The 21,119-nt window shown below is 71.9% G+C and carries 20 protein-coding genes; 4 read left to right on the forward strand and 16 right to left on the reverse strand.

The genetic code is table 11. The features are described 5' to 3' along the window. Positions 1-39 precede the first annotated feature (39 nt). Positions 40-450: a YccF domain-containing protein gene (locus L1785_RS12450; protein ID WP_236089586.1), complete on the reverse strand. Its 411-nt coding sequence runs from the start codon at positions 448-450 to the stop codon at positions 40-42. Between the two features lie 135 nt (positions 451-585). On the opposite strand from L1785_RS12450, the gene L1785_RS12455 reads away from it, so the two are divergent. Then, a complete protein-coding gene (locus L1785_RS12455; protein WP_236089587.1) occupies positions 586-1,287 on the forward strand; it encodes a YggS family pyridoxal phosphate-dependent enzyme in 702 nt (233 codons plus the stop codon). A gap of 3 nt (positions 1,288-1,290) precedes the next feature. Here L1785_RS12455 and L1785_RS12460 read toward each other — a convergent pair whose 3' ends face one another. From L1785_RS12460 to lplAB, 3 genes are all read right to left on the reverse strand, one after another. Beyond that, positions 1,291-2,793 (reverse strand): sigma-70 family RNA polymerase sigma factor, encoded by a 1,503-nt coding sequence (locus L1785_RS12460; protein WP_236089588.1) that lies wholly within the window; start codon positions 2,791-2,793, stop codon positions 1,291-1,293. A gap of 79 nt (positions 2,794-2,872) precedes the next feature. Then, positions 2,873-3,808: an N-acetylmuramic acid 6-phosphate etherase gene (locus L1785_RS12465; RefSeq protein ID WP_236089589.1), complete on the reverse strand. Its 936-nt coding sequence runs from the start codon at positions 3,806-3,808 to the stop codon at positions 2,873-2,875. Between the two features lie 201 nt (positions 3,809-4,009). Continuing rightward, complete coding sequence (gene lplAB / locus L1785_RS12470; RefSeq protein WP_236089590.1) at positions 4,010-5,056, reverse strand: lipoate-protein ligase LplAB; 1,047 nt, start codon at positions 5,054-5,056, stop codon at positions 4,010-4,012. Between the two features lie 208 nt (positions 5,057-5,264). Here lplAB and L1785_RS12475 point away from each other — a divergent pair, with 208 nt between their 5' ends. Next, entirely contained in the window at positions 5,265-6,470 is a 1,206-nt protein-coding gene (locus tag L1785_RS12475; protein ID WP_236089591.1) for a BadF/BadG/BcrA/BcrD ATPase family protein, read from the forward strand. Next, entirely contained in the window at positions 6,467-7,348 is an 882-nt protein-coding gene (locus tag L1785_RS12480) for a MurR/RpiR family transcriptional regulator (protein ID WP_236089592.1), read from the forward strand. Before L1785_RS12475 ends, L1785_RS12480 begins: the two co-directional genes overlap by 4 nt. A gap of 30 nt (positions 7,349-7,378) precedes the next feature. Here L1785_RS12480 and cimA read toward each other — a convergent pair whose 3' ends face one another. The 4 genes from cimA to L1785_RS12500 all read right to left on the reverse strand — a co-directional run bounded on the left by cimA (position 7,379) and on the right by L1785_RS12500 (position 11,861). Beyond that, complete coding sequence (gene cimA, locus L1785_RS12485; protein ID WP_236089593.1) at positions 7,379-9,013, reverse strand: citramalate synthase; 1,635 nt, start codon at positions 9,011-9,013, stop codon at positions 7,379-7,381. A gap of 240 nt (positions 9,014-9,253) precedes the next feature. Continuing rightward, positions 9,254-10,087: an ABC transporter permease gene (locus L1785_RS12490; RefSeq protein ID WP_236089594.1), complete on the reverse strand. Its 834-nt coding sequence runs from the start codon at positions 10,085-10,087 to the stop codon at positions 9,254-9,256. Further along, positions 10,084-10,917 carry an ABC transporter permease gene (locus tag L1785_RS12495; RefSeq protein WP_236089595.1) on the reverse strand — a complete coding sequence of 278 codons (834 nt, stop codon included), beginning with the start codon at positions 10,915-10,917 and terminating at the stop codon, positions 10,084-10,086. Before L1785_RS12495 ends, L1785_RS12490 begins: the two co-directional genes overlap by 4 nt. Before the next feature lie 2 nt (positions 10,918-10,919). Beyond that, entirely contained in the window at positions 10,920-11,861 is a 942-nt protein-coding gene (locus tag L1785_RS12500) for an ABC transporter ATP-binding protein (RefSeq protein WP_236089596.1), read from the reverse strand. A gap of 120 nt (positions 11,862-11,981) precedes the next feature. Between L1785_RS12500 and L1785_RS12505 the strand changes: the two genes are divergently transcribed. Next, a complete protein-coding gene (locus L1785_RS12505) occupies positions 11,982-12,599 on the forward strand; it encodes a hypothetical protein (protein WP_236089597.1) in 618 nt (205 codons plus the stop codon). A gap of 3 nt (positions 12,600-12,602) precedes the next feature. On the opposite strand, the gene L1785_RS12510 is transcribed toward L1785_RS12505, so the two are convergent. From L1785_RS12510 to L1785_RS12545, 8 genes are all read right to left on the reverse strand, one after another. After that, complete coding sequence (locus L1785_RS12510) at positions 12,603-13,730, reverse strand: winged helix DNA-binding domain-containing protein (protein ID WP_236089598.1); 1,128 nt, start codon at positions 13,728-13,730, stop codon at positions 12,603-12,605. 10 nt (positions 13,731-13,740) lie between these two features. Beyond that, a complete protein-coding gene (locus L1785_RS12515) occupies positions 13,741-14,871 on the reverse strand; it encodes a branched-chain amino acid aminotransferase (protein ID WP_236089599.1) in 1,131 nt (376 codons plus the stop codon). 155 nt (positions 14,872-15,026) lie between these two features. Then, the gene (locus tag L1785_RS12520) at positions 15,027-16,070 is read right to left on the reverse strand and encodes a 3-isopropylmalate dehydrogenase (protein ID WP_236089600.1); all 1,044 of its coding nucleotides are present in this window, start codon (positions 16,068-16,070) and stop codon (positions 15,027-15,029) included. Positions 16,071-16,142: 72 nt separating this feature from the next. Beyond that, on the reverse strand, positions 16,143-16,541 hold the full coding sequence (locus L1785_RS12525; protein WP_236089601.1) for a VOC family protein: 399 nt from the start codon (positions 16,539-16,541) through the stop codon (positions 16,143-16,145). 219 nt (positions 16,542-16,760) lie between these two features. Then, on the reverse strand, positions 16,761-17,315 hold the full coding sequence (locus L1785_RS12530; RefSeq protein WP_236089602.1) for an ASCH domain-containing protein: 555 nt from the start codon (positions 17,313-17,315) through the stop codon (positions 16,761-16,763). A 122-nt stretch (positions 17,316-17,437) separates the two neighbouring features. Next, the gene (gene ilvC / locus L1785_RS12535) at positions 17,438-18,466 is read right to left on the reverse strand and encodes a ketol-acid reductoisomerase (protein ID WP_236089603.1); all 1,029 of its coding nucleotides are present in this window, start codon (positions 18,464-18,466) and stop codon (positions 17,438-17,440) included. A gap of 41 nt (positions 18,467-18,507) precedes the next feature. Next, positions 18,508-19,032 (reverse strand): acetolactate synthase small subunit, encoded by a 525-nt coding sequence (gene ilvN, locus L1785_RS12540; protein WP_236089604.1) that lies wholly within the window; start codon positions 19,030-19,032, stop codon positions 18,508-18,510. A gap of 1 nt (position 19,033) precedes the next feature. Next, positions 19,034-20,920 carry an acetolactate synthase large subunit gene (locus L1785_RS12545; RefSeq protein ID WP_236089605.1) on the reverse strand — a complete coding sequence of 629 codons (1,887 nt, stop codon included), beginning with the start codon at positions 20,918-20,920 and terminating at the stop codon, positions 19,034-19,036. Between the last annotated feature and the right edge of the window lie 199 nt (positions 20,921-21,119).

A 21,119-nucleotide genomic window follows, 5' to 3' on the forward strand; every position in this document is an offset into this window, starting at 1 on the left:
AGACGACGGCGGGGGCGAGCCCGGCGAGACGGGACCCGCTCAGGCTGCCGGGCCCCTCTGATATGCCGGGAACGCGAGGTCGCTCGGCACGATCGACTTGCCGAGCGGCAGGAGCGACAGCGGGATGAGCTTGATGTTCGCGATGCCGAGCGGGATGCCGATGATCGACACGAACAGCGGGATCGCCGTGACGATGTGCCCGATCGCCAGCCACCAGCCGGCCAGTACGATCCAGATGACGTTGCCGACGAAGGACCCCGCGCCGGCGTCCGGCTTGTCGACGACCGTGCGCCCGAACGGCCACAGGGCGTAGTTGGCGATGCGGAACGAGGCGATCGCGAACGGGATCGTGATGATCGGGATGCACAGCAGGACCCCGGCGATCACGTAGCCGAACCAGAGCGCCAGGCCCGCGAACAGGACCCAGATGATGTTGAGCAGCGTCTTCAAGACCGGTACCAGCTTTCCGTCCGGGTGGGAGAGACGCTGAGCAGCGCCTTCATGTCGCGATTGTCCCGCACGTCGGGCCTGCCGCGGAACCCTGACCGCCCCTGACCCGACCCGGATCCTTCCTACACTGACCGCGTGACCGTCGCAGACAACCTCGCCCGCCTGCGGGCCCGCATCGACGCCGCCGCGGTCGCCGCCGGCCGCGACCCGTCCGGGGTGCGGCTCCTGGTCGCGACCAAGACCCAGGACGCGCCGACCGTCCTCGAGGCCCTCGACGCCGGCGTCGACCTCATCGGCGAGAACCGCGTGCAGGAGCTCGTCGCCAAGGCGCCGGCGCTCGCCGACCGGGTGGCGGCGGGCACCGCGGCGGTGCACATGATCGGCCACCTCCAGCGCAACAAGGTGAACCAGGTGCTGGCCACCGCGACGTGCGTCGAGTCCGTGGACTCGGCCGACGTCGCGGCAGCCCTGGCGACCCGGTGCGCGGCCGCGGGCCGCACCCTGGACATGATGGTCCAGGTCAACGTCTCCGGCGAGGAGACCAAGGCGGGTGTCGCGCCCGACGCCGCCGCCGCCTTCGCCTGCACCGTCGCGGCGATGCCGGGCCTGCGCCTGACCGGCTTCATGACGATCGGGGCGCACAGCGACGACGAGGCGCTGGTCCGCGCCGGCTTCGCACGGCTGCGGGCCGTCCGGGACGAGGTGCTCGCCTCCGGACGACCCGGCACTGCGGACGCGCGGGAGCTGTCGATGGGCATGACCGGCGACCTCGAGCTCGCGATCGCCGAGGGTGCGACGATCGTGCGCGTGGGGACGGCGGTCTTCGGCCCGCGCTGAGCCTCAGCCGCTGGCCGCGACCGATTCCAGGTGGTCGACGACGAGGGCCTGGAGGTCCGCGCCGGCACCGAGGGTCGCTCGGTCGATCCGGGGGTCGGCCGGGGCCTCGTCGTTCCCGATGAAGTAGTTGTTCGCCCGCCCGTCCCACTGCACGATCGCGTTCCCGACGCGTACGAAGCCGAGGTAGCCCTCGGCGCAGTAGTACGAGTCAGCGCACCACAGGTAGTCGAGGACGTAGCCCGTCGCAGAGTCGGCGACTGCGGTCACCTCGAAGTTCATGGGATCGCGGGCGTACGTGAAGTAGACCGCGACGGATTCGCACCCGCGGGCGGCCACTCCGACGGAGTCGAACGCGGCCCTCGCCGAGACCTCGTCGGCGAAGAGCGTCACTGTCTGCGCGAACGTGCCGCCGGGGTAGCTGACGAACCGGCGGCGGTAGCCGTCGAGCGGAACGCCCGCGGCGTTGACCGTGACGAGCGGTGCGCACTCCGCCGGTGCGTACTCCGTCCCGGTCTCGGCCTCCCAGGTGAGCTCCTCGCTCTGAAGATTCCCGGAACCATCGAAACCTGCGAGCGCCCCGATCGTGGCGTCCGGAACGAGCAGGGTGGCGACCTGCCCGACCGAGAAGAAGGGCGCCGCCTCCGTGGGCGTCGGGCTCGCTGTGGCCGACGGGGACAGCGACGGCGACGGACTCGGCGTGAGGCTGCGGGAGGGCGTCGCGCTGGAGGACGGGCTCGGGACGGCGGGCAGCGGGGCCTCCTGGCGCCCCGAGAGCGCCTGGGCGGCGCCGAAGGCGACCAGCGCCACGACCACGGCCGACATCCCGCCCACGACGGCCGCTCGCACGCGGCGCCGGTTCCGGATGCGTGCCCGGATCGCCGCCTCGGAGTCCTCGAGCGCGCCCGAGCGGGCTCCCGGCGCTCCGGAGGCGAGCGCGTCCTGGAGACCGGCCCGCACGCCCACCGGGCCCCAGTCGTCGAGGGCGCCGCGCAGGACGACGTTCGCGTCCGAGAGGTACCGCTTCACCGTTCCAGGAGCGAGCCCCAGCACGGCCGCGACGTCGGGCACCGTCAGGTCGTCGTAGAACCGCAGCACGACGCAGGCACGCTGGCGCGGCGTGAGCAGGTCGAGCGCCGAGGCGACGTCGAGGCGCACTGCGACAGCGCCCTCGGGCCCGCCGACCGGCCGCTCCCACGTGCCCAGGGACCGGGTCCGCCGGTTCCGCTCCCGGCGGTACCGGTCGAGGTAGGCGGTGAGGATCGCACTGCGGACGTAGGCCTCGCTGCTCGTGAAGTGAGCGGGGGTGCCGTCGACCGCGTGGACGGCAGCGCCCCCCGGGGCCTCGGGAAGGCGGTTCAGCCGCGAGATCACCCGCACGAGCGCCTCCTGCACGAGGTCCTCGGCTTCACGCCGGTCACCACACACGAAGTAGGCATAGCCCGTCAGCGCGCGTCCTCGCGCCACCACGAGCTCGTGCAGCTCGCGCTCCCACCGTCTTGGCGTCATCTGATGCTCCTTCGCCGGGCCACCTGCTGTGCTCGACGAACGAACGCGATCGGCATGCCGACCGTTGGTGTGACCCGCGTCACCTGCCGAGGAGAGACAGGGCGTCCCGGACGCCCGAGACGCCTTCGGTCGCGAGGGCCGCCCGCGCGGTGTCCTGCCGCACGCCGGCCAGCAGCATGACGATCGCGACGCGCAGGTCTCCCCCGGTCTGGCCGAGGGTCTGCTCGCACGCCTCGTGGTCGAGGCCGGTCGCCTGGACGAGCAGGCGAACCTGGCGCCCGCGGAGCTTGTCGTTCGTGGCCAGGAACTCGACCATGAGGTTCGAGTACGTCTTGCCGAGCCGCACCATGACGGCGGTGGAGAAGGTGTTGAGCACCAGCTTCTGGGCGGTGCCGGCCTTCATCCGGGTGGAGCCGGTGATCGCCTCCGGGCCCGTGCTGACGAGGATCGGCACGTCGACCACCTCGGCCAGGGGCGACCAGGGGTTGGACGCGACGAGCACGGTCCGGGCGCCGCGCTCGCGCGCCCGGGCGAGGGCGCCGCGGACGTAGGGCGTCCCGCCGCTGGCGGCGATGCCCACGACGACGTCGTGCGGGCCGACGCCGTCGACGGCGTCAGCGCCGGCCTCGACGTCGTCCTCGGCACCCTCGACAGCGGAGCGCATCGCACCGAAGCCGCCCGCCAGGTGCGGCACGAACATCTCCTCGCCGACGCCGAACGTCGGCCACAGCTCCGCGGCGTCGATCACGCCGGTGCGCCCCGACGAGCCGGACCCCACGTAGTGCACGCGCCCGCCCGCGCGGATTCCCGAGACGGCCAGCTCGACCGCCTCGACGATCCGGGGGTGCTGGGCACGGACGGCGGCGACGACCCCGGCGTCCTCGTCGGTGATCATCCGGACGACGTCGGCCGTCGGCACCATGTCGATGTCCCGGGTACGGGCGTTGCGCTCCTCCGTCGGCGACACCGGCCGGACGACCTGGCGCGACTGCTCGTAACCCGCCTCGGCGATCATCGGCGACTCTCCTTTATGCTCTTCTGCCCGGGTGCCATGTCCGACGGAGGCTGCGGGAAAGGAATTCCCTGGTCTATCTGCTTCATGGAGATTACTGCCCAAACGGCCGGCGCCGAAAGTCTCGGCCAACCAGACGTTATCGAATCGCAATGATCGGGACGGTAGGAATCACCGGTGAGCCGGCAATCGGCTCGAGGGGCGTCACGGCACGCGCGCGGTCCACCCCGGCGTCGTGAACTTCGTGCGCACCAGCTCCTCGGCGCGCTCGCGCTCCGCGGGCGTCACCGTCCCGTCGAAGGTGCGGTAGCGCGCGCGGAACGCCTTCACGAGGGCCTCGATGACGTCCTCGCGAGCCATCCCCGTCTGCGACCGCAGCGGGTCGACCCGCTTGTTCGCACTCCTCGTGCCCTTGTCGCTGAGCTTCTCGCGGCCGATGCGCAGCACCTGCGTCATCTTGTCGGCGTCCATGTCGTACGCCATCGTCGCGTGGTGCAGGATCGCGCCACCGGCGGTCCGCTTCTGGGCGGCGCCCGCGATCTTCCCGGCCGGCGAGGCGATGTCGTTGAGGGGCACGTACGTGGCGTCGATGCCGAGGTCGTGCAGGGCGCCGACGACCCAGTCGTCGAGGAAGGCGTAGGACCGCTCGAAGCTCAGGCCCTCGACCAGCGAGGCCGGCACGTACAGGGAGTACGAGATCGTGTTGCCCGGCTCCATGAACATCGCGCCGCCGCCCGAGATCCTGCGGATCACGCGGGCCCCGAGCCGATCCGCTGCGGCCAGGTCGACCTCGCCGCGCAGCGACTGGAACGAGCCGATGATCACGGCCGACTCGTCCCACTCCCAGATCCGCAGCGTCGGCCCGCGGCGGCCGGCGTCGAGCTCCTCGGTGAGCACCTGGTCGAGCGCCACGTTGAGAAGCGGGGAGACGGGTTCGTCGTGGATCACCTCGAAGAGGTGATCGGCCCAGCCGGTGGCGTGGCCGAGCGCGCGGCGGGTCGCGATCGCGACGGCGTCCGCGTCGAACCCGACCATCGTCGCGCCGGCCACGGCCCGCTCGACGGCGGCCGCGAGGAGCACCACCGAGGAGTCCCCCGGCATGCCCTCGAGGGCGGTGCCGATGTCCTCGAGCGCCTCGTCCGGGTCAAGGAAGAAGTCACCGCTCACGCGTACGTCGGCGAGGCGGCCCTCGGCCACCTCGACGTCGACCGCGACGAGCTTGCCACCGGGGACCTTGTACTCTCCACGCACGCGTCCACGGTACGCCGGAGGCCTCGCTCCGGACGCCGGCGACACAGCGGACCCGGCCGCGCTCCGCCGTCGGGCAGCCTGAGTAATTCGGGCAGGCTTGTGCATTACCCGGCATGAAGAAGCAGCGGGTGAAATTCACCCGCGATGTGGCAATGATTTGTTTTGTTCTTTATCCATTCTTGGCGAAACTTCGTGCCAGAATGGGTCGGTGAGCGATATCACACGGGGGGCAGACGATCCGGCGGCCGAAGGCTGGGCCGAGACGTGGAACGTCGCGCTCGATGTCGGTGGCAGCGGGTCCCGGCTTGTCGCGGAGCTGAAGCACGGTCCGGAGCCCGAGCGCATCCAGCTCGAGGGCCGGCCCGTACGGATCCTGCCGACCGGCAGCGACGCCTCCGAGGTCGTCGCGTCCCTGTGCCGTTCCTTCACGGCATGGGCGGCCCGCACCGGACAGCCCGGCGACCCGGCGCGCGAGGGCAGGCCTCACGTGTCCGCGGCCGCCGTGGGCGTCACGGGCCTGACGTCGCTCGTGCCCAGCCCCGGCGAGGTGCACGACGTGCTCGCCCGCGAGCTGTTCACCAACCGCACGGCCGTGGCCGGCGACGCGCTGACCGCCCACCTGGGCGCACTGCGCGGGCGCGCCGGCGCAGTGCTCGCCGTCGGGACCGGCGCCGTCGCGTTCTCATTCGACAGGTCCGGTCGCTGGCACCGCGCCGACGGCTGGGGCCACCTCCTCGGCGACCTGGGGGCCGGCGTGTGGATCGGCGGCGAGGCGCTGCGCGCCGCGACGGCGGCGCACGACGGACGCCCCCGCGGCGGCTCCAAGCGGCTCCTCGACGCCGCCCTCGCCCGCCTCGGGCCGGTGCCGAGCTGGCCCGCCCAGCTCTACATGAGCGCCGACCGTGCTCGGAAGCTCGCGTCGTTCACGCCCGAGGTGATGCGCGCCGCGCAGGAGGGCGACGAGATGTCGCAGCGGATCCTGCACGAGGCCGGCAAGCACCTGGCCACGACGCTCGCGACCGCCCTCGCCCCGGGGATCCCCGCGCTCGCCTCGACCACGGGACGTCTCGTGCAGGAGGAGTCGCCCCTGACGCGCTCGCTCGCCGAGAACCTCGCGGAGGAGCGGCCGGACGTGCAGCTCGTCCCCAGCGCGGGCACTCCGCTCGACGGAGCCCTCCACCTGGCCCGACGGCTGGCGGAGGTGCCCGCCAAGGTGGTGGGATACCGTCCATGGCTCACGGTCCGGATCGATGGGCGCGGCGCGGCCGGCGGTCCCGCCGACATGGGCGCTGACACGCTCGTGGCCGAGCTGTCCGCGACCGAGCTCCCGGTCGACCGAGCCGACCGGCACAACCTGCCCGGACATCCGTACGGGCAGCATGGCCCGGCCCGACCTTCAGGAGACGCCTCATGACAGGTGACGTGCTCGTCCGGCTCGAGCGAGCGCTGCCGACGCTGCGCCCCGCCGAGGCGCGGGTGGCGCAGACGGTCCTCGACGACCCCGACACCGTCGTGGGGTCGACGATCACCGAGCTGGCTGGGCACGCCGACACCTCGCAGGCGACCGTCGTGCGGTTCTGCCGCGCGGTGGGCTACGCCGGGTACCCGGAGTTCCGCATCGACCTGGCGCAGGCGACGAGCCGCCGCATGGTCGAGCTGGAGCGTTCGGGCATCGCCCAGGGCGAGATCAACCAGGAGGACGGCGTCAACGACGTCATCAACAAGATCGCCCACCACGAGGCCCGGACCATCGAGGAGACCGCGCGGGGACTCGACCGCGCCGCTCTGGAGAACGTCGCGAAGGCCCTCGCGGCGGCGCCGCGCATCGACGTCTACGGCGTGGGCTCGTCCAGCCTCGCGGCACAGGACCTCGCGATGAAGCTGCAGCGCATCGGCCTGTACGTCTTCTCGTCCCCCGACGCGCACCAGCAGCTCGCGTCCGCGTCTCTCCTCGAACCAGGCTCGGTGGCGATCGCCGTGACCCACTCCGGGCGCACTCCGGAGACGGTCCGCGCCCTCGCGATCGCGCACGAGCGCGGGGCGACGACGGCGTCGATCACGAACTACCCGCAGGCCGCGATCGCCGAGGCGTCCGACCTGGTGCTCGCCACGGCCGCCCGCGAGACGCAGTTCCGGGCCGGCGCCATGTCGAGTCGTATCGCGCAGCTCGCGGTCGTCGACTTCCTCTTCGTCCGCGTCGCGCAGCAGCAGTTCGACCGCACGCAGGTCGCGCTCAAGCGCACCTGGGCGGCCGTGCACCAGGACGAGCCGGACGGCCGACGCCACCAGTGACGGGCGGCGCCGGCCGTCGGCCGGCGTGCCTCAGAGGGGCTCGACGCCCGCCTTGAGCAGCCCGTACACGTGCCCGTCCGTGAGGGCCTCCCAGGCCGCCTCGATGACGTTCGGGCCGACACCCACCGTGGACCACGACCGCACCCCGTCCGTGTGCTCGATGAGCACGCGCGTGGTCGCATCGGTGCCCTGCTCGCTGTCCAGGATGCGCACCTTGAAGTCGATGAGCTCGAACCGCTCGATCTCCGGGTAGACCCGCGTCAGCGCGTCGCGCAGCGCCTGGTCGAGCGCGTTCACCGGGCCGTTCCCCTCACCCGTCGACACGTGCCGCTCGCCACCGGCGCTCAGCTTGACCGTCGCCTCGGCGAGGGCCTCGGCGTCGGGGCCCGCTGCCCGGCCCGGCACGGTCTCCACGATGGTGCGCCACGACTCGACAGAGAAGTAGCCGGGGCGCTGCCCCATCTCCTCGAGCAGGACCAGCTCGAACGACGCGTCGGCCGCCTCGTACGTGTAGCCGGCGGCCTCGCCGTCCTTGACCCGGTTGGTGACCCGGGCGAGCAGCTCCGCCTGGCCCGCCAGGTCGAAGCCCAGCTCGCGGCCCTTCAGCTCGATGGACGCCCGGCCCGCCATGTCGCTCACCAGCATGCGCATGTCGTTGCCCACCGAGGTGGGGTCGGTGTGCTGGTACATGTCCGGGTCCACCCGGATCGCCGACGCGTGCAGCCCGCCCTTGTGCGCGAACGCGCTCGCGCCGACGTACGGCTGGCGGGCGAACGGCGAGATGTTCGTGACCTCGCTGATGGCGTGCGCGATGCGGGTCGCGTCGCGCAGGCCGTTCCCGGCGAGCAGGGTCATGCCGCGCTTGAGCTCGAGGTTGGCGACCACGGCGACCAGGTCGGCGTTTCCGGTGCGCTCCCCGTAGCCGTTGACGGTGCCCTGGACGTGGGTGGCGCCGGCCTCGACGGCCGCGAGCGAGTTGGCGACGGCGCACCCGGAGTCGTTGTGCGCGTGGATGCCGAGGCGGACCGCCCCGGAGGCGAGGGCCTCGTGTCCGACGGCGGAGCTCACCTCCGCCGTGATCTCACCCACCCAGCTGGGCAGCATCCCGCCGTTCGTGTCGCACAGCGTGACCACCTCCGCGCCGGCCGAGAACGCCGCGTCGACGGCGCTGAGCGCGTACGCGCTGTCGTACCGGTACCCGTCGAAGAAGTGCTCGGCGTCGAGCACGACGCGGCGGCCCTCGCCCACGAGGAACGCGACCGTGTCGGTGATCATCGCGAGGTTCTCCTCGCGCGTGGTGCGCAGGGCCCGCTCGACGTGCCGCACGTCGGACTTCGCGACGAGCGTCACGACCGGCGTGTCGGCGTCGAGCAGGGCACGGACCTGCGGGTCGTCGTAGGCGCGCACACCCGCACGGCGGGTGGCTCCGAAGGCCGCGAGCTGGGCGTTGCGGAGCGTGAGCTCCTTCTTGGCGCGCGCGAAGAAGTCCGTGTCCTTGGGCACCGCGCCCGGCCAGCCACCCTCGATGAAGCCGACGCCGAGGTCGTCCAGGAGCTGGGCGATCGCGAGCTTGTCCGCGACCGACAGGTTCATGCCCTCCTGCTGCGCGCCGTCACGGAGGGTCGTGTCGTACACGTGGAACGTGTCCGAGGGTGCCGTGCTCATGCTTCTCCCACCAGTGCTTCGGGGGACGGGGTCCGCGAGGTCAGTCTCGAGGCCAGGTCCCGGGGCAAAGAAAAAGACCCCCCAGGTACGGAAGGTCGGCGCGGCCGGCGGTTTTGTGCCGGACGCGCTACACGATGATGTGCGCCAGTCGCAGGGGTACGCGCGGTGTCATGCGCCACATGGTGCCACATCCGCGGCGATCAGGCACGGGCCTCCCGCGCACCGGACCGCCTCGACGGCTCAGCGCAGCAGGAGGTGCTCCAGCCGCCGCGCCGTCCCGAGGACGCCGAGGACGCCGAGCGCCGTCAGGTAGGCGAGGTTCCACAGCACGCCGGTGCTCACCTCCCCCAGCATGAGCGCCCGCTCGAGCGCGACCCCGTGGTACAGCGGGGTGAGCTGGACCAGCCACTGCAGCGCGGGCGGGTACGTCGACAGCGGGAAGAACGTGGCGCTGAACAGGAACATGGGCTGGATCGCGAGGTTGATCCACTCGAAGTCGGTCCACGACCGCATGAACGTCGTGGCGAACATCCCCACCGCCGCGAAGGCGAAACCGATGAACACGGCCGCGGGGAGTGCGAGGAGCGCCCACCAGGAGGTGACCACGCCCGCGAGCAGCGCAACCACGAGGAACAGCGCCGAGTACAGCGCGCCCCGCACGAGCGACCACGCGATCTCGCCGACGGCGACGTCGCGCGGCCCGAGCGGCGTGGCGAGCACGGCGTCGTAGAGCTTCGCGTAGCGCAGCTTCCAGAACACGTTGAACGTCGAGTCGAAGACCGCGCCGTTCATCGCGGACGACGCGAGCAGCGCGGGCGCGACGAACACTGCGTACGTCACCTGAGCGCCTGAGTCGGTCGTGACCGTCTGCACCAGGGCACCGATGCCGATGCCGAGCGAGAACAGATACATGACGGGCTCGGCGAACCCCGTGGCCAGGGCGATCCAGCCGTGCTTGTACGCCCGGACGTTGCGCTCGACGAGCATCCTCGCCATCCCCGCGCCCGCCGGGATCGGCACGAGGCGCGAGATGCGCACCGCCAGCGGGACGGTCGCCGTCGTCGTCCCGGTCACTTCACCAGCCTCCTCGTGAACAACCGCACCGCGAGCACCCAGCCCACCACCACGAACGCCACCAGCACCGAGAGGTGCAGCGCCAGCCACGGCGGGTCCACCGTGCCGAGAGCGACAGCGCGGCTCGCCTCCACGCCGTGCCACAACGGCGTGACCCAGGCGATCGGCTGTAGCCACACCGGCAGGCTCTCCACGGGGAAGAACGTGCCGGAGAACAGCATGAGGGGCGTCACCACCAGGCGGAACAGGATGTTGAACCCGCTGTCCGACTCCTGCGTGGCCGTGAACGCGAACACCGGCACCGTGAACGCCAGCCCGGTGAGCACCGCGACCGGCACGCACCACACCGCGCCCCAGCTCGAGAAGCCGCCGAACGCGGCCGCGACGGCGACGAAGATGACGCTCGCCATCGCGATGTGGCCCACCACCGCGGAGATGTGGCCGGCGAGGACGTCCCGCACGCGCAGGGGCGTGCCGAGCATCGTCTGGTACATCCGGTCCCACATGAGGTTGCCGAGCACCGCGTAGGTCGACTCGCCGATCGAGACCCACATGGCCTGCACCGCGACGATCGCGGGCACCAGGTACTGCAGGTAGGGCACGCCCCCGACCCCGCCGGACCGCGCGTCGACGAGGCTGCCGAGGCCGATGCCCATGGAGAGCAGGAAGAACAGCGGCGACACGAAGCGGCTGATGATCGTGCCGCGCCACGTGCGCTTGTAGACGACGACCTGGTACCACACCACGGAACCGATCCGCTCGGCCGTGCTCAGGGGCGGGCGGACGCCGTGCGCGCCGCGACCCGCGAAGACGTCGGTCTGCTGGCTCATCGTCAGTCCACCAGCGTCCGGCCGGTGAGGTGCAGGAACACGTCCTCGAGCGTGGAGCGGCGCACGAGCGACGAGAGCGGGGCGAGGCCGCGCGAGTGCACGGCCGCAGCGGCCGCGTCACCGTCCTCGGTGTAGACGAGGAGGCGGTCGGGGAGGACCTCGACCCGTTCGCCGATCCCGGCGAGCTTGCCCGCGTACTCCGCGTGGTCGTGGGCGTCGAACCGCAGCTCGAGCACCTCCCGCGTGGAGTACTGCTCGATGAGGGACCGCGGCGACCCCTCCGCGACGATCCTGCCGTGGTCCATGACGACGAGCCGGTCGCAGAGCTGCTCCGCCTCGTCCATGTAGTGCGTCGTCAGGATGATGGTGACGCCCTGCCGCTTGAGCCGGAAGAGCCGGTCCCACAGCAGGTGCCGCGCCTGCGGGTCCAGGCCCGTCGTCGGCTCGTCGAGCAGCAGCAGCTCGGGTGAGCTGATGAGCGACCTGGCGATCGTGAGCCGCCGTTTCATACCGCCGGACAGCGGCTCGACCCGGTCCTTCGCGCGCTCCGAGAGCTGCGCGAACTCCAGCAGCCCGGCTGTCCGTTCCTTCACCTGGGCGCGCGACAGCCCGAAGTACCGCCCGTAGACCCACAGGTTCTCCTGGACCGTCAGCTCCTGGTCGAGCTGGTCCTCCTGGGGCACCACGCCGAGCCTGGCGCGGATCCGCGGTCCGTCGGCGGCCGGGTCCAGCCCGAAGACGCGGAGCGTGCCGGACGTGGCGGGCGACACGGCGCCGATCATCCGCATCGTCGACGACTTGCCGGCGCCGTTGGGCCCCAGGAACCCGAACAGCTCGCCCCGCTGCACCGCGAAGTCGACGTTTTCGACGGCCGTGAAGCTGCCGAACATCTTCGTCAGACCGCGCGCTTCCAGCAGCACGTCGTCAGCTGTCCCCTCGCTCATGAGGCCACGGTAGACGCGACCACCGACACGGTCGCCGTCATTTCCCCCGGCGTCCCTCCTGCGAACCTGGCCGGGACGTGTTCGACTGGGAGAGTCCGGCTGAACTCGGGAGGTTCCACCATGAGCGACCCCACCCGTCCATACGGCGCCGTTCCGGGCAATCCGGGCGGTTCGCACACGCCCCCGCCGTCCGTCCCGCCGCAACATCGCGACGGCCCGGCCGACGCCCGCTTCCTCGGGCACGTCCCCGACGACGGCCTCGACCCCGATGCGCCCCGGCACGACCACCGCCCTGCGACGACCGGCACCGAGGACCCCCGGCTGGGACTCGAGATCGGCCGGTACTGGTCCGGCGCGCTCGCGACGACGCTCGTGGCCGCTCTGTTCGGCCTCGCAGCGACCTTCGTGATCCAGGACGTCCTCAACCTCGACCTCCAGGCCCCGCCCGACCTGTTCGGCGCGGGCTCCGACCATGCCGGCTGGGCGGTGGCGTGCGCGACGTTCGCGCTCGTCGCGGCGATCGTGCTGAACATCTTCGTCCTGAGCACGCCGCGACCTCGGACATTCTTCGGCTGGATCGTGGCGCTCGCGACCGTGATCCTGGCGACCCTGCCGTTCGCCGGGAGTCCTGAGCCGGTGCCGGCCATCCTGACGGCGATCGTGTGGGTGATCCTCGGTTCCGCCGTGTGGTCGCTGCTCACGGGCGTCCTGGCACGCACGGTGGTCGAGCGCGTCTGACGGTCAGGCGTCCCAGGCGACGTCCCACGACAAGGCGTCCGGCGCGAGGTACCGCACCAGCTCCGCCGCCTCGTCGGCGACGGCCGCCTTGTCGCGCTTCCGCAGGTCGGCAAGGGGTGCGAGACGCAGGACCGCGCGCTCCCCCGCCTCGTCGACCGCCCACGTCCCCGCCACGGTCCCGTCAACGAGGAACGTCGCGAGGACGTCCGCGTTGCGCTTGTACACGGCGGGAACGAGCTCGGGAGCGATGATCCGGTCGCGCACGGCGAGCGCGACCATCAGGTGCTCCCACCGGGGCAGGAACCGGACGGGCGCCGCGGTGTCGCCCGGCACCACCTCGGACGACGCGAGGTCGACGAGCTCGCGACCGTCCGGCCCCTCGTAGGTGCGCAGGTCGAGCGTGCCCAGGGCACGCTTCACCTGACCGGGACGCGCCAGCCCGAGGCCGCGACCGGCGTCGGCCGCCGAGACGGGGCCGAAGGCCGCGAGGTAGCGCGCGAGGACCTCGGCCCGCGCCTCCTCGGGATCGTCGGGCGGCCCGACGGCGGAGCGCACCCAGGCGCGCGCGTCGCCGTAGCGGGGCGTACCGCGGGCGGCCCAGGTGCCGGCGGGCGGGACCTGCACGAGCCCGCCGCCCGCGGACGCGAGCCGCCACCAGGCGCGGGTAACGCCCTTGGGGATCGCCGCCGCGGCGTCGACCCCGGGGTGCAGGCCCGCCACGTGCTCCTCGATCTCGTCGACCCTGCGCGGCTCGGCGCAGAACTCCCGCACGGCCGCGTTGAGCTCGACGAGGTCGAGTCCCGCACGGCGGGCGCTCGGCACCCACGTGGCGAGGCGCTGCTCCGCGGCGACCGCGTCGAGCAGGGCGACGTCGCGCGCCGGGACCAGGTGCAGGGTCGACCGCATCAGGTGCGCCTTCACCACGTGACGCGCCTTCACGGCGTCGTCGAGGTCGGCGATCCGCTGGTCCTGCCGCCGCGACCAGAGCGCGACGAACGGCATCCGCGCGTGCTGCGCCTGCAGCCCGCCGACGGCACCGATCACGTCCGTGACGGTGCCGTCGGCGCGAGCCAGCAGGGCCTGGCGTGCCAGCGTCGTGCGATTCAGGTCACGCTGCGTCAGGCGCTGCATGCCGGCGGGCTCAGGCGAGCCGGCGCATCCAGCCGTGCCTGTCGGCGGCCCGGCCGTACTGGATGTCCGTGAGCTCGGCGCGCACGGCCATCGTGAGCTCGCCCGCCCCGCCGCCGCCCACCGCGTGGTCGAACGTGCTGCCGGCGAGCCGGCCCACCGGGGTCACGACCGCAGCGGTGCCGCACGCGAAGACCTCCGCGACCTCGCCGGACGCGAGACCCTTGACCAGCTCGGCCAGGGGGATGCGCCGTTCCACGACCTCGTGGCCGCGGTCGGCGACAAGCTGCAGGATGGACGACCGCGTCACGCCCTCGAGGATCGAGCCGGTGAGCTCCGGCGTGTGGACGGACCCGTCCGCCTTCACGACGAACACGTTCATCCCGCCGAGCTCCTCGAGGTACTTGTCCTCCACGGCGTCGAGGAAGCACACCTGGTCGAAGCCGTTCTTCTGGGCCTCGACCTGCGGCAGCAGGCTCGCCGCGTAGTTGCCGCCGCACTTGGCCGCGCCGGTGCCGCCGGGGCCCGCGCGGTGGTAGTCCTCCGCGACCCAGATGGAGACGGGCTTCACGCCGCCGGCGAAGTACGGGCCGACGGGCGACGCGATGACCAGGTACTCGACCTCGGCGCTCGGCCGCACGCCGAGGAACGGCTCCGACGCGTACATGAACGGGCGCAGGTACAGGCTGGAGTCCTCGCCGGACGGCACCCAGCTGACGTCGGTACGCACGAGGGCCGCGAGGGAGCCGACGAAGTCGTCGACAGTCAGCGCAGGCAGCGCGAGCCGGTGCGCGGACCGGGCGAACCGGGCCGCGTTGGCGTCGGGGCGGAACGTCCACACCGAGCCGTCAGCGTGCTTGTACGCCTTGAGACCTTCGAAGATCTCCTGCGCGTAGTGCAGGACCGCCGTCGCGGGGTCGAGCTGGAGCGGGCCGTACGGCTCGACGCGGCGGTCCACCCACCCGTCGGCGGCGCGCCACGTGATGCGTGCCATGTGGTCCGTGAAGACGGTGCCGAACTTCGGCGCCTGGAGGCTCGCCTCGCGCTCCTCGTCGGACGTGGGCGCGTCGGTGCGCGACACCTCGAAGAGGGCCACGAGGTCCTCGAGCTCGGCGGGCAGGATGGTGCTTGACGTGGTGGTCATAGTGGGGCCTTTCACCGGATGACGTGGACAAGTCTTCCACGCCCGGCCCCGTAACGTGACAGGCGGGGCCGGGCGATGTGTGCCCGGCCCCGCCCTGCGTCTCGCGACGGGGGCTCGGCCGGTGCACCTGGCCGAGCTCCGCCGTCGGACGACGGCTACCCGGCTACGCGGGCCGCGATCTCGCGGCCTACCTCAGCCGTGGTGCGTACTCGGCCCGCGCGCTCCACGAGGTCGGCCGCGACGGCCGCCTCGACGCGACGCGCCTGAGCGTCGAGGCCCAGGTGCTCGAGGAGCATGGCGACGGACAGGACGGTGGCGGTGGGGTCGGCCTTGCCCTGGCCCGCGATGTCGGGCGCGGAGCCGTGCACCGGCTCGAACATCGAGGGGGCGGTGCGGTCCGGGTTGATGTTCGCGGAGGCCGCGAGCCCGATGCCGCCCGTGATGGCGGCGGCCTGGTCGGTGAGGATGTCACCGAAGAGGTTGTCCGTGACGATCACGTCGAACCGGCTCGGGTTCGTCGTGAGGAAGATCGTCGCGGCATCGACGTGCAGGTAGTCCGTGGTGACGTCCGGGAACTCGGCGTTCACGGCCTCGACCGTGCGGCGCCACAGGTGGCCCGCGTGCACGAGGACGTTGTGCTTGTGCACGAGCGTGAGGTGCTTGCGCGGGCGGACCGCGGCCCGGGCGAACGCGTCGCGCACCACGCGCTCCACGCCGAATGCCGTGTTGACCGACACCTCGGTCGCGATCTCGTGCGGCGTGCCGACGCGCAACGCGCCGCCGTTGCCCACGTACGGGCCCTCGGTGCCCTCGCGCACGACGACGAAGTCGATCTCGCCCGGGTTCGCGAGCGGGCTGGTCACGCCTGGGAACAGCTTGGCGGGGCGCAGGTTCACGTAGTGGTCCAGCGCGAAACGGAGCTTGAGCAGCAGGCCGCGCTCGAGGACGCCGCTCGGCACCGACGGGTCGCCGATGGCGCCGAGGAGGATCGCGTCGTGCGTGCGGATCGCGGCGAGGTCCTCGTCCGTGAGGGTCTCGCCCGTGGCGTGCCAGCGGCGCGCCCCCAGGTCGAACTCCGTGGTGGCGACCTTGGCGTCCGTGCCGGCCAGGGCCGTCTCAAGGACCAGGAGGCCCTGTTCCACGACCTCCGTGCCGATGCCGTCGCCTGCGACGACCGCCAGATCGATGCTCTGCGTCATGCAGCGAGCCTACGCATCCCGGACGCCGTCTGAGACGCGAGTCTCACGGCTCGGACATCCCATCGGTGCGTCTCACTGCTCACGCGAGGAGAGGACGCAGAACTCGTTACCGTCCGGGTCGGCGAGCACGGTCCAGGTAGCGTCCGCCGGCTGGCCGACGTCGATGACCGTGGCCCCCAGCTCGACGAGGCGGGCGATCTCCGCGTCCCGGTCGTCGCTCGTGTGCGGCGCGAAGTCCCAGTGCAGCCGGTTCTTGCCCTGCTTCTCGTGCTCGACCGGCACGAACACGAAGCCCGGCGGCACCCGGTGGAACTCCAGCTCCTTCGACATCTCGAGCACCCACGGCGGCACCACGATCGCCTCCGAGTCGAGCTCGAAGATCACCTGCCACCCGAGGGCCTCCGCCCACCATCGGGCCAGCTTCCGGTGGTCTGTGGACTCCACCACGGTCGAGTACCAGCGCAGCGCCATCGGTCCTCCTCGGCTCGCAGCCCGCGGCGCAGGCCCCGGAGCACGACGCTACGCCGGACCACCGACACTCCCTGTGCGCCAAGGTCCGCTTCGATCACGCGGTTGCGCACCGGACGGCACGTCCCATGGTGCGTAACCCCGTGATCGAAGCGGACCACGTACCGCTGGCGCCTCGACCCCGTTCGCGACATCGCCGGCCGCGCCGCCCGGCGAGCGCCGCTACTTCTTCGGGTAGAGCAGCTCAAACCTCTCGCACACCACCGGCAGGTCCAAGGAGAACTCGTGCCCCTCGCCCAGCGTGCGGCGGAAGAACTGCTCGTGCTCGGTGCGCCACTCCTCGAGGGAGCCGTCGCCCTCGCCCTCGGCCAGCGCGAACTCCTCGGTGACGTCACTGAACGGCACCGTCTCGACGGCCGTCGTGCGGATGAGCGCGCGCGGGTGGCCGGCGCCGTCGAGCACGATCGCGAGCTCGCCCGCCTGCGGCAGCGCGGCTTCCTCGTCCTCGTAGTCGGAGAGAGCCGACGACGTCGCCGTCTTCGCCCCGCTGAGCACCGCCTCGACGAGCGTGTCTCCGAGGGAGTCGTCGCCCCCGAAGGACCAGGCCTGCGGCGGCACCGTGTCGGACACGAGGGCGCCCGTGACCACGCTCGTGCGGCCGAGCCCGGCGTACTGGCGCGCGCCCTCCCAGAAGGTCAGCACCTCAGCCGCGAGCGCCGCCTCCTCGGCGGGCACGGCGGCGGGGTCGAAGGTCGCGGGGTCGAAGTCCTGGCTCACGGTGGACATCCTGCCCTATCCGGGGCAAGCACAGCATCATGAACGACGGTGCCCGACGCCGGGCCGGTCGCCTCCCAGGAGAAGGCGACCAGCCCGGCGTCGGGCACCGTGCGGAACGGGGGTCAGCGCGCGGCCGAGCCCTCCACGTAGTCCGTGTCGTTCGGCTTGATCCAGGCGAACATCTTGCGCAGCTCGCGGCCCGTGGCCTCGATCGGGTGCGCCTCGCCCTTGGCGCGCAGCTCCTTGAACTCCGGCGCGCCGGCGTCCTGGTCCGCGATGAAGCGGGCGGCGAAGGCGCCCGACTGGATGTCCGCGAGGACCTCCTTCATGTTCTCCTTCACCACCGGCGAGATCACGCGGGGGCCGGAGACGTAGTCGCCGTACTCGGCGGTGTCGGAGACGGACCAGCGCTGCTTGGCGATGCCGCCCTCGACCATGAGGTCGACGATCAGCTTGAGCTCGTGCAGCACCTCGAAGTACGCCACCTCCGGCTGGTAGCCGGCCTCGGTGAGGACCTCGAAGCCGTACTGGACCAGCTGCGACGCGCCGCCGCAGAGCACGGCCTGCTCACCGAACAGGTCGGTCTCGGTCTCCTCGGTGAACGTGGTCTTGATGCCGGCGGCGCGGAGGCCACCGATCGCCCTGGCGTAGGACAGGGCGAGCTCCCAGGCGGCGCCGGAGGCGTCCTGCTCCACGGCGACGATCACGGGCACGCCGCGGCCGTCCGCGTACTCGCGGCGCACCAGGTGCCCCGGGCCCTTGGGGGCGACCATGACGACGTCGTGGCCGGCCTCGGGCTTGATGTAGCCGAAGCGGATGTTGAAGCCGTGCCCGAAGACGAGGGCGGCGCCGTCCTTCAGGTTCGGCGCGATGTCCTCGGCGTACACGTGACGCTGGACCTGGTCGGGCGCGAGGATGACGACCACGTCGGCGCCGGCGACGGCGTCGGCCACGGTGGCCGTCTTGAGGCCCTGGTTCTCGGCCTTCTCACGCGACGGCGAGCCCTCGCGGAGGCCGACGGTGACGTCGACGCCGGAGTCGCGCAGGTTCAGCGAGTGCGCGTGACCCTGGCTGCCGTAGCCGATCACGGCGACCTTGCGCTGCTGGATGATGGAGAGGTCGGCGTCGTCGTCGTAGAACAGCTCAGCCACGGTTGGTGCTCCTTGTATCTGGTGGGTGGTTCAGGTGGTGATCACGCGGTCCGGGCGACGCGGTCGAGCGCCCGGTCGGTGATGGATCGGGCCCCCCGGCCGACGGCCAGGGTCCCGGACTGGACGATCTCGCGCACACCGTACGGTTCCAGCGCAGCGAGGAGTGCCCCGAGCTTGGCGGCGGTGCCGGTGGCCTCGATGACCACGGAGTCCGGCACGACGTCGACGACGTTGGCACGGAACAACGACACCACCTCGAGCACGCTCGCGCGCGACGCCGCGTCGGCGCGCACCTTGACGAGCAGCAGCTCGCGCTGCACGGAGGTCTCGGGGTCGAGCTCCACGATCTTGATCACGTGGATCAGCTTGTTGAGCTGCTTCGTGACCTGCTCGAGCGGGTGTTCCTCCACGTCCACGACCACGGTGATGCGCGAGATCTCCTCGTGCTCGGTGGGCCCGACGGCCAGGGAGTGGATGTTGAAGGCGCGCCGGGCGAACAGGCCGGCGACGCGCGTGAGGACGCCCGGCTTGTTCTCGACCAGCACGGACAGGGTGTGGCGGCTCATCTCACTCCTCGCGGTCCCACGCGGGCGAGATGCCACGCGCGTACTGGATGTCGTCGTTGCTCACGCCCGCCGCGACCATCGGCCAGACCATCGCGTCGCGGGACACGGTGAAGTCGACGACGACGGGGCGGTCGTCGATCTCGTTCGCCCGCTTGATCGCGTCGTCCACCTCGGAGGCCTTCTCGACGCGGATGCCCTCACAGCCGTACGCGTCGGCGAGCTTGACGAAGTCGGGGACGCGCGCGGTGCCGTGGCCCGTGTGCAGGTCGGTGTTGGAGTAGCGCGACTCGTAGAACAGCGTCTGCCACTGCCGCACCATGCCGAGCGACGAGTTGTTGACGATCGCCACCTTGATCGGGATCTCGTTGATCGTGCAGGTGGCGAGCTCCTGGTTGGTCATCTGGAAGCAGCCGTCGCCGTCGATCGCCCACACCGTCGCGTCGGGCCGGCCGACCTTGGCGCCCATGGCGGCCGGGACGGAGAAGCCCATCGTCCCGAGGCCGCCCGAGTTGATCCAGGTGCGCGGGTTCTCGTAGGAGATGAACTGCGCGGCCCACATCTGGTGCTGGCCCACGCCCGCCACGTAGATCGCGTCGGGTCCGGTGATCTGGCCCAGCCGTGAGATGACGTGCTGCGGGGCGAGCAGGCCGTCGGCAGTCTCGGTGTAGCCCAGCGGGTACGTGTGCCGCCACTCGTCCACCTGGCGCCACCAGCCCTCGAGGTCCGGCAGGCCGTGCGTGTCGTGCTCCCGGGCCAGCTCCGGCAGCAGCTCGCCGATGACCTCGCGCAGGTCGCCCACGATGGGGACGTCCACGGCCCGGTTCTTGCCGATCTCGGCGGGGTCGATGTCGGCGTGCACGATCGCGGCGTGCGGCGCGAAGCTCGACAGCACGCCGGTCACGCGATCGTCGAACCGCGCGCCGAGCGCGAAGATCAGGTCGGCCTTCTGCAGGGCTGCGACGGCCGGCACGGTGCCGTGCATACCGGGCATGCCCAGGTGCTGCGGGTGGCTGTCCGGGACGGCGCCGCGCGCCATGAGGGTCGTCACCACGGGCGCGCCCGACAGGTCGACGAGCCGGCGCAGCAGGTCCGACGCGCCGGAGCGGATCACGCCGCCGCCCACGTACAGCACGGGGCGCTTGGCGGTGGCGAGGAGGCGGGCCGCCTCCTTGATCTGCTTGGCGTGCGGCTTCGTCACCGGGTGGTACCCGGGCAGCTGCAGCTCCTGCGGCCAGGAGAACGTGGTCCGCGCCTGCATCGCGGACTTCGCGATGTCGACCAGGACGGGGCCGGGCCGCCCGGTGGACGCGATGTGGAACGCCTCCGCGATGGTGCGCGGGATCTCGTCCGGGTCGGTCACCAGGTAGCTGTGCTTGGTGACGGGCATCGTGATGCCCACGATGTCCGCCTCCTGGAAGGCGTCCGTGCCGATCATCGCCGCGCCGACCTGGCCCGTGATCGCGACCATCGGGATCGAGTCCATGTGGGCGTCCGCCAGCGGCGTGACCAGGTTCGTGGCGCCCGGGCCCGACGTCGCCATCGTGATGCCGACGCGCCCCGTGGCGTGCGCGTAGCCGGACGCGGCGTGGCCGCCGCCCTGCTCGTGGCGCACGAGGATGTGGCGGAGGCGCTCGGAGTCCATGAGCGGGTCGTAGGTCGGCAGGATCGCGCCCCCGGGGATGCCGAAGACGACCTCCGCGCCCACCTCCTCGAGCGACCGGACGATCGACTGCGCGCCCGTGACCTCCTCGGGTCCGATGCGCGGCCCGCTCGTCGCCGGGGCTACCGGCGAGGGCCGCCCGACGCCGCGGGCGCGCAGCTCTGCGCGCACCTCGGCCCGCGCCTCAGCACGGGCGGCGACCTGCGAGGGTGTCGGTGTGCCTGCCATCGGTGTCTCCTGCCGTCGCGCTCCCGGGGATCCTCACCCGGGGGCTCTACAAACCATCGTGACAACAAAAAGCCCCTCGGTCCTCGTGTGAGGACGGTCGAGGGGTGAGCGCGCTGACGAAGCCTGTGCGTGGGCCTCAGCCGGCGCGCTCAGGAAGTACTACGAGAAGGATCGTCTGCACGCCCCGCACACTACGCCG

This window comes from Antribacter soli, from assembly GCF_021568775.1.
GTDB lineage: Bacteria > Actinomycetota > Actinomycetes > Actinomycetales > Cellulomonadaceae > Antribacter > Antribacter soli.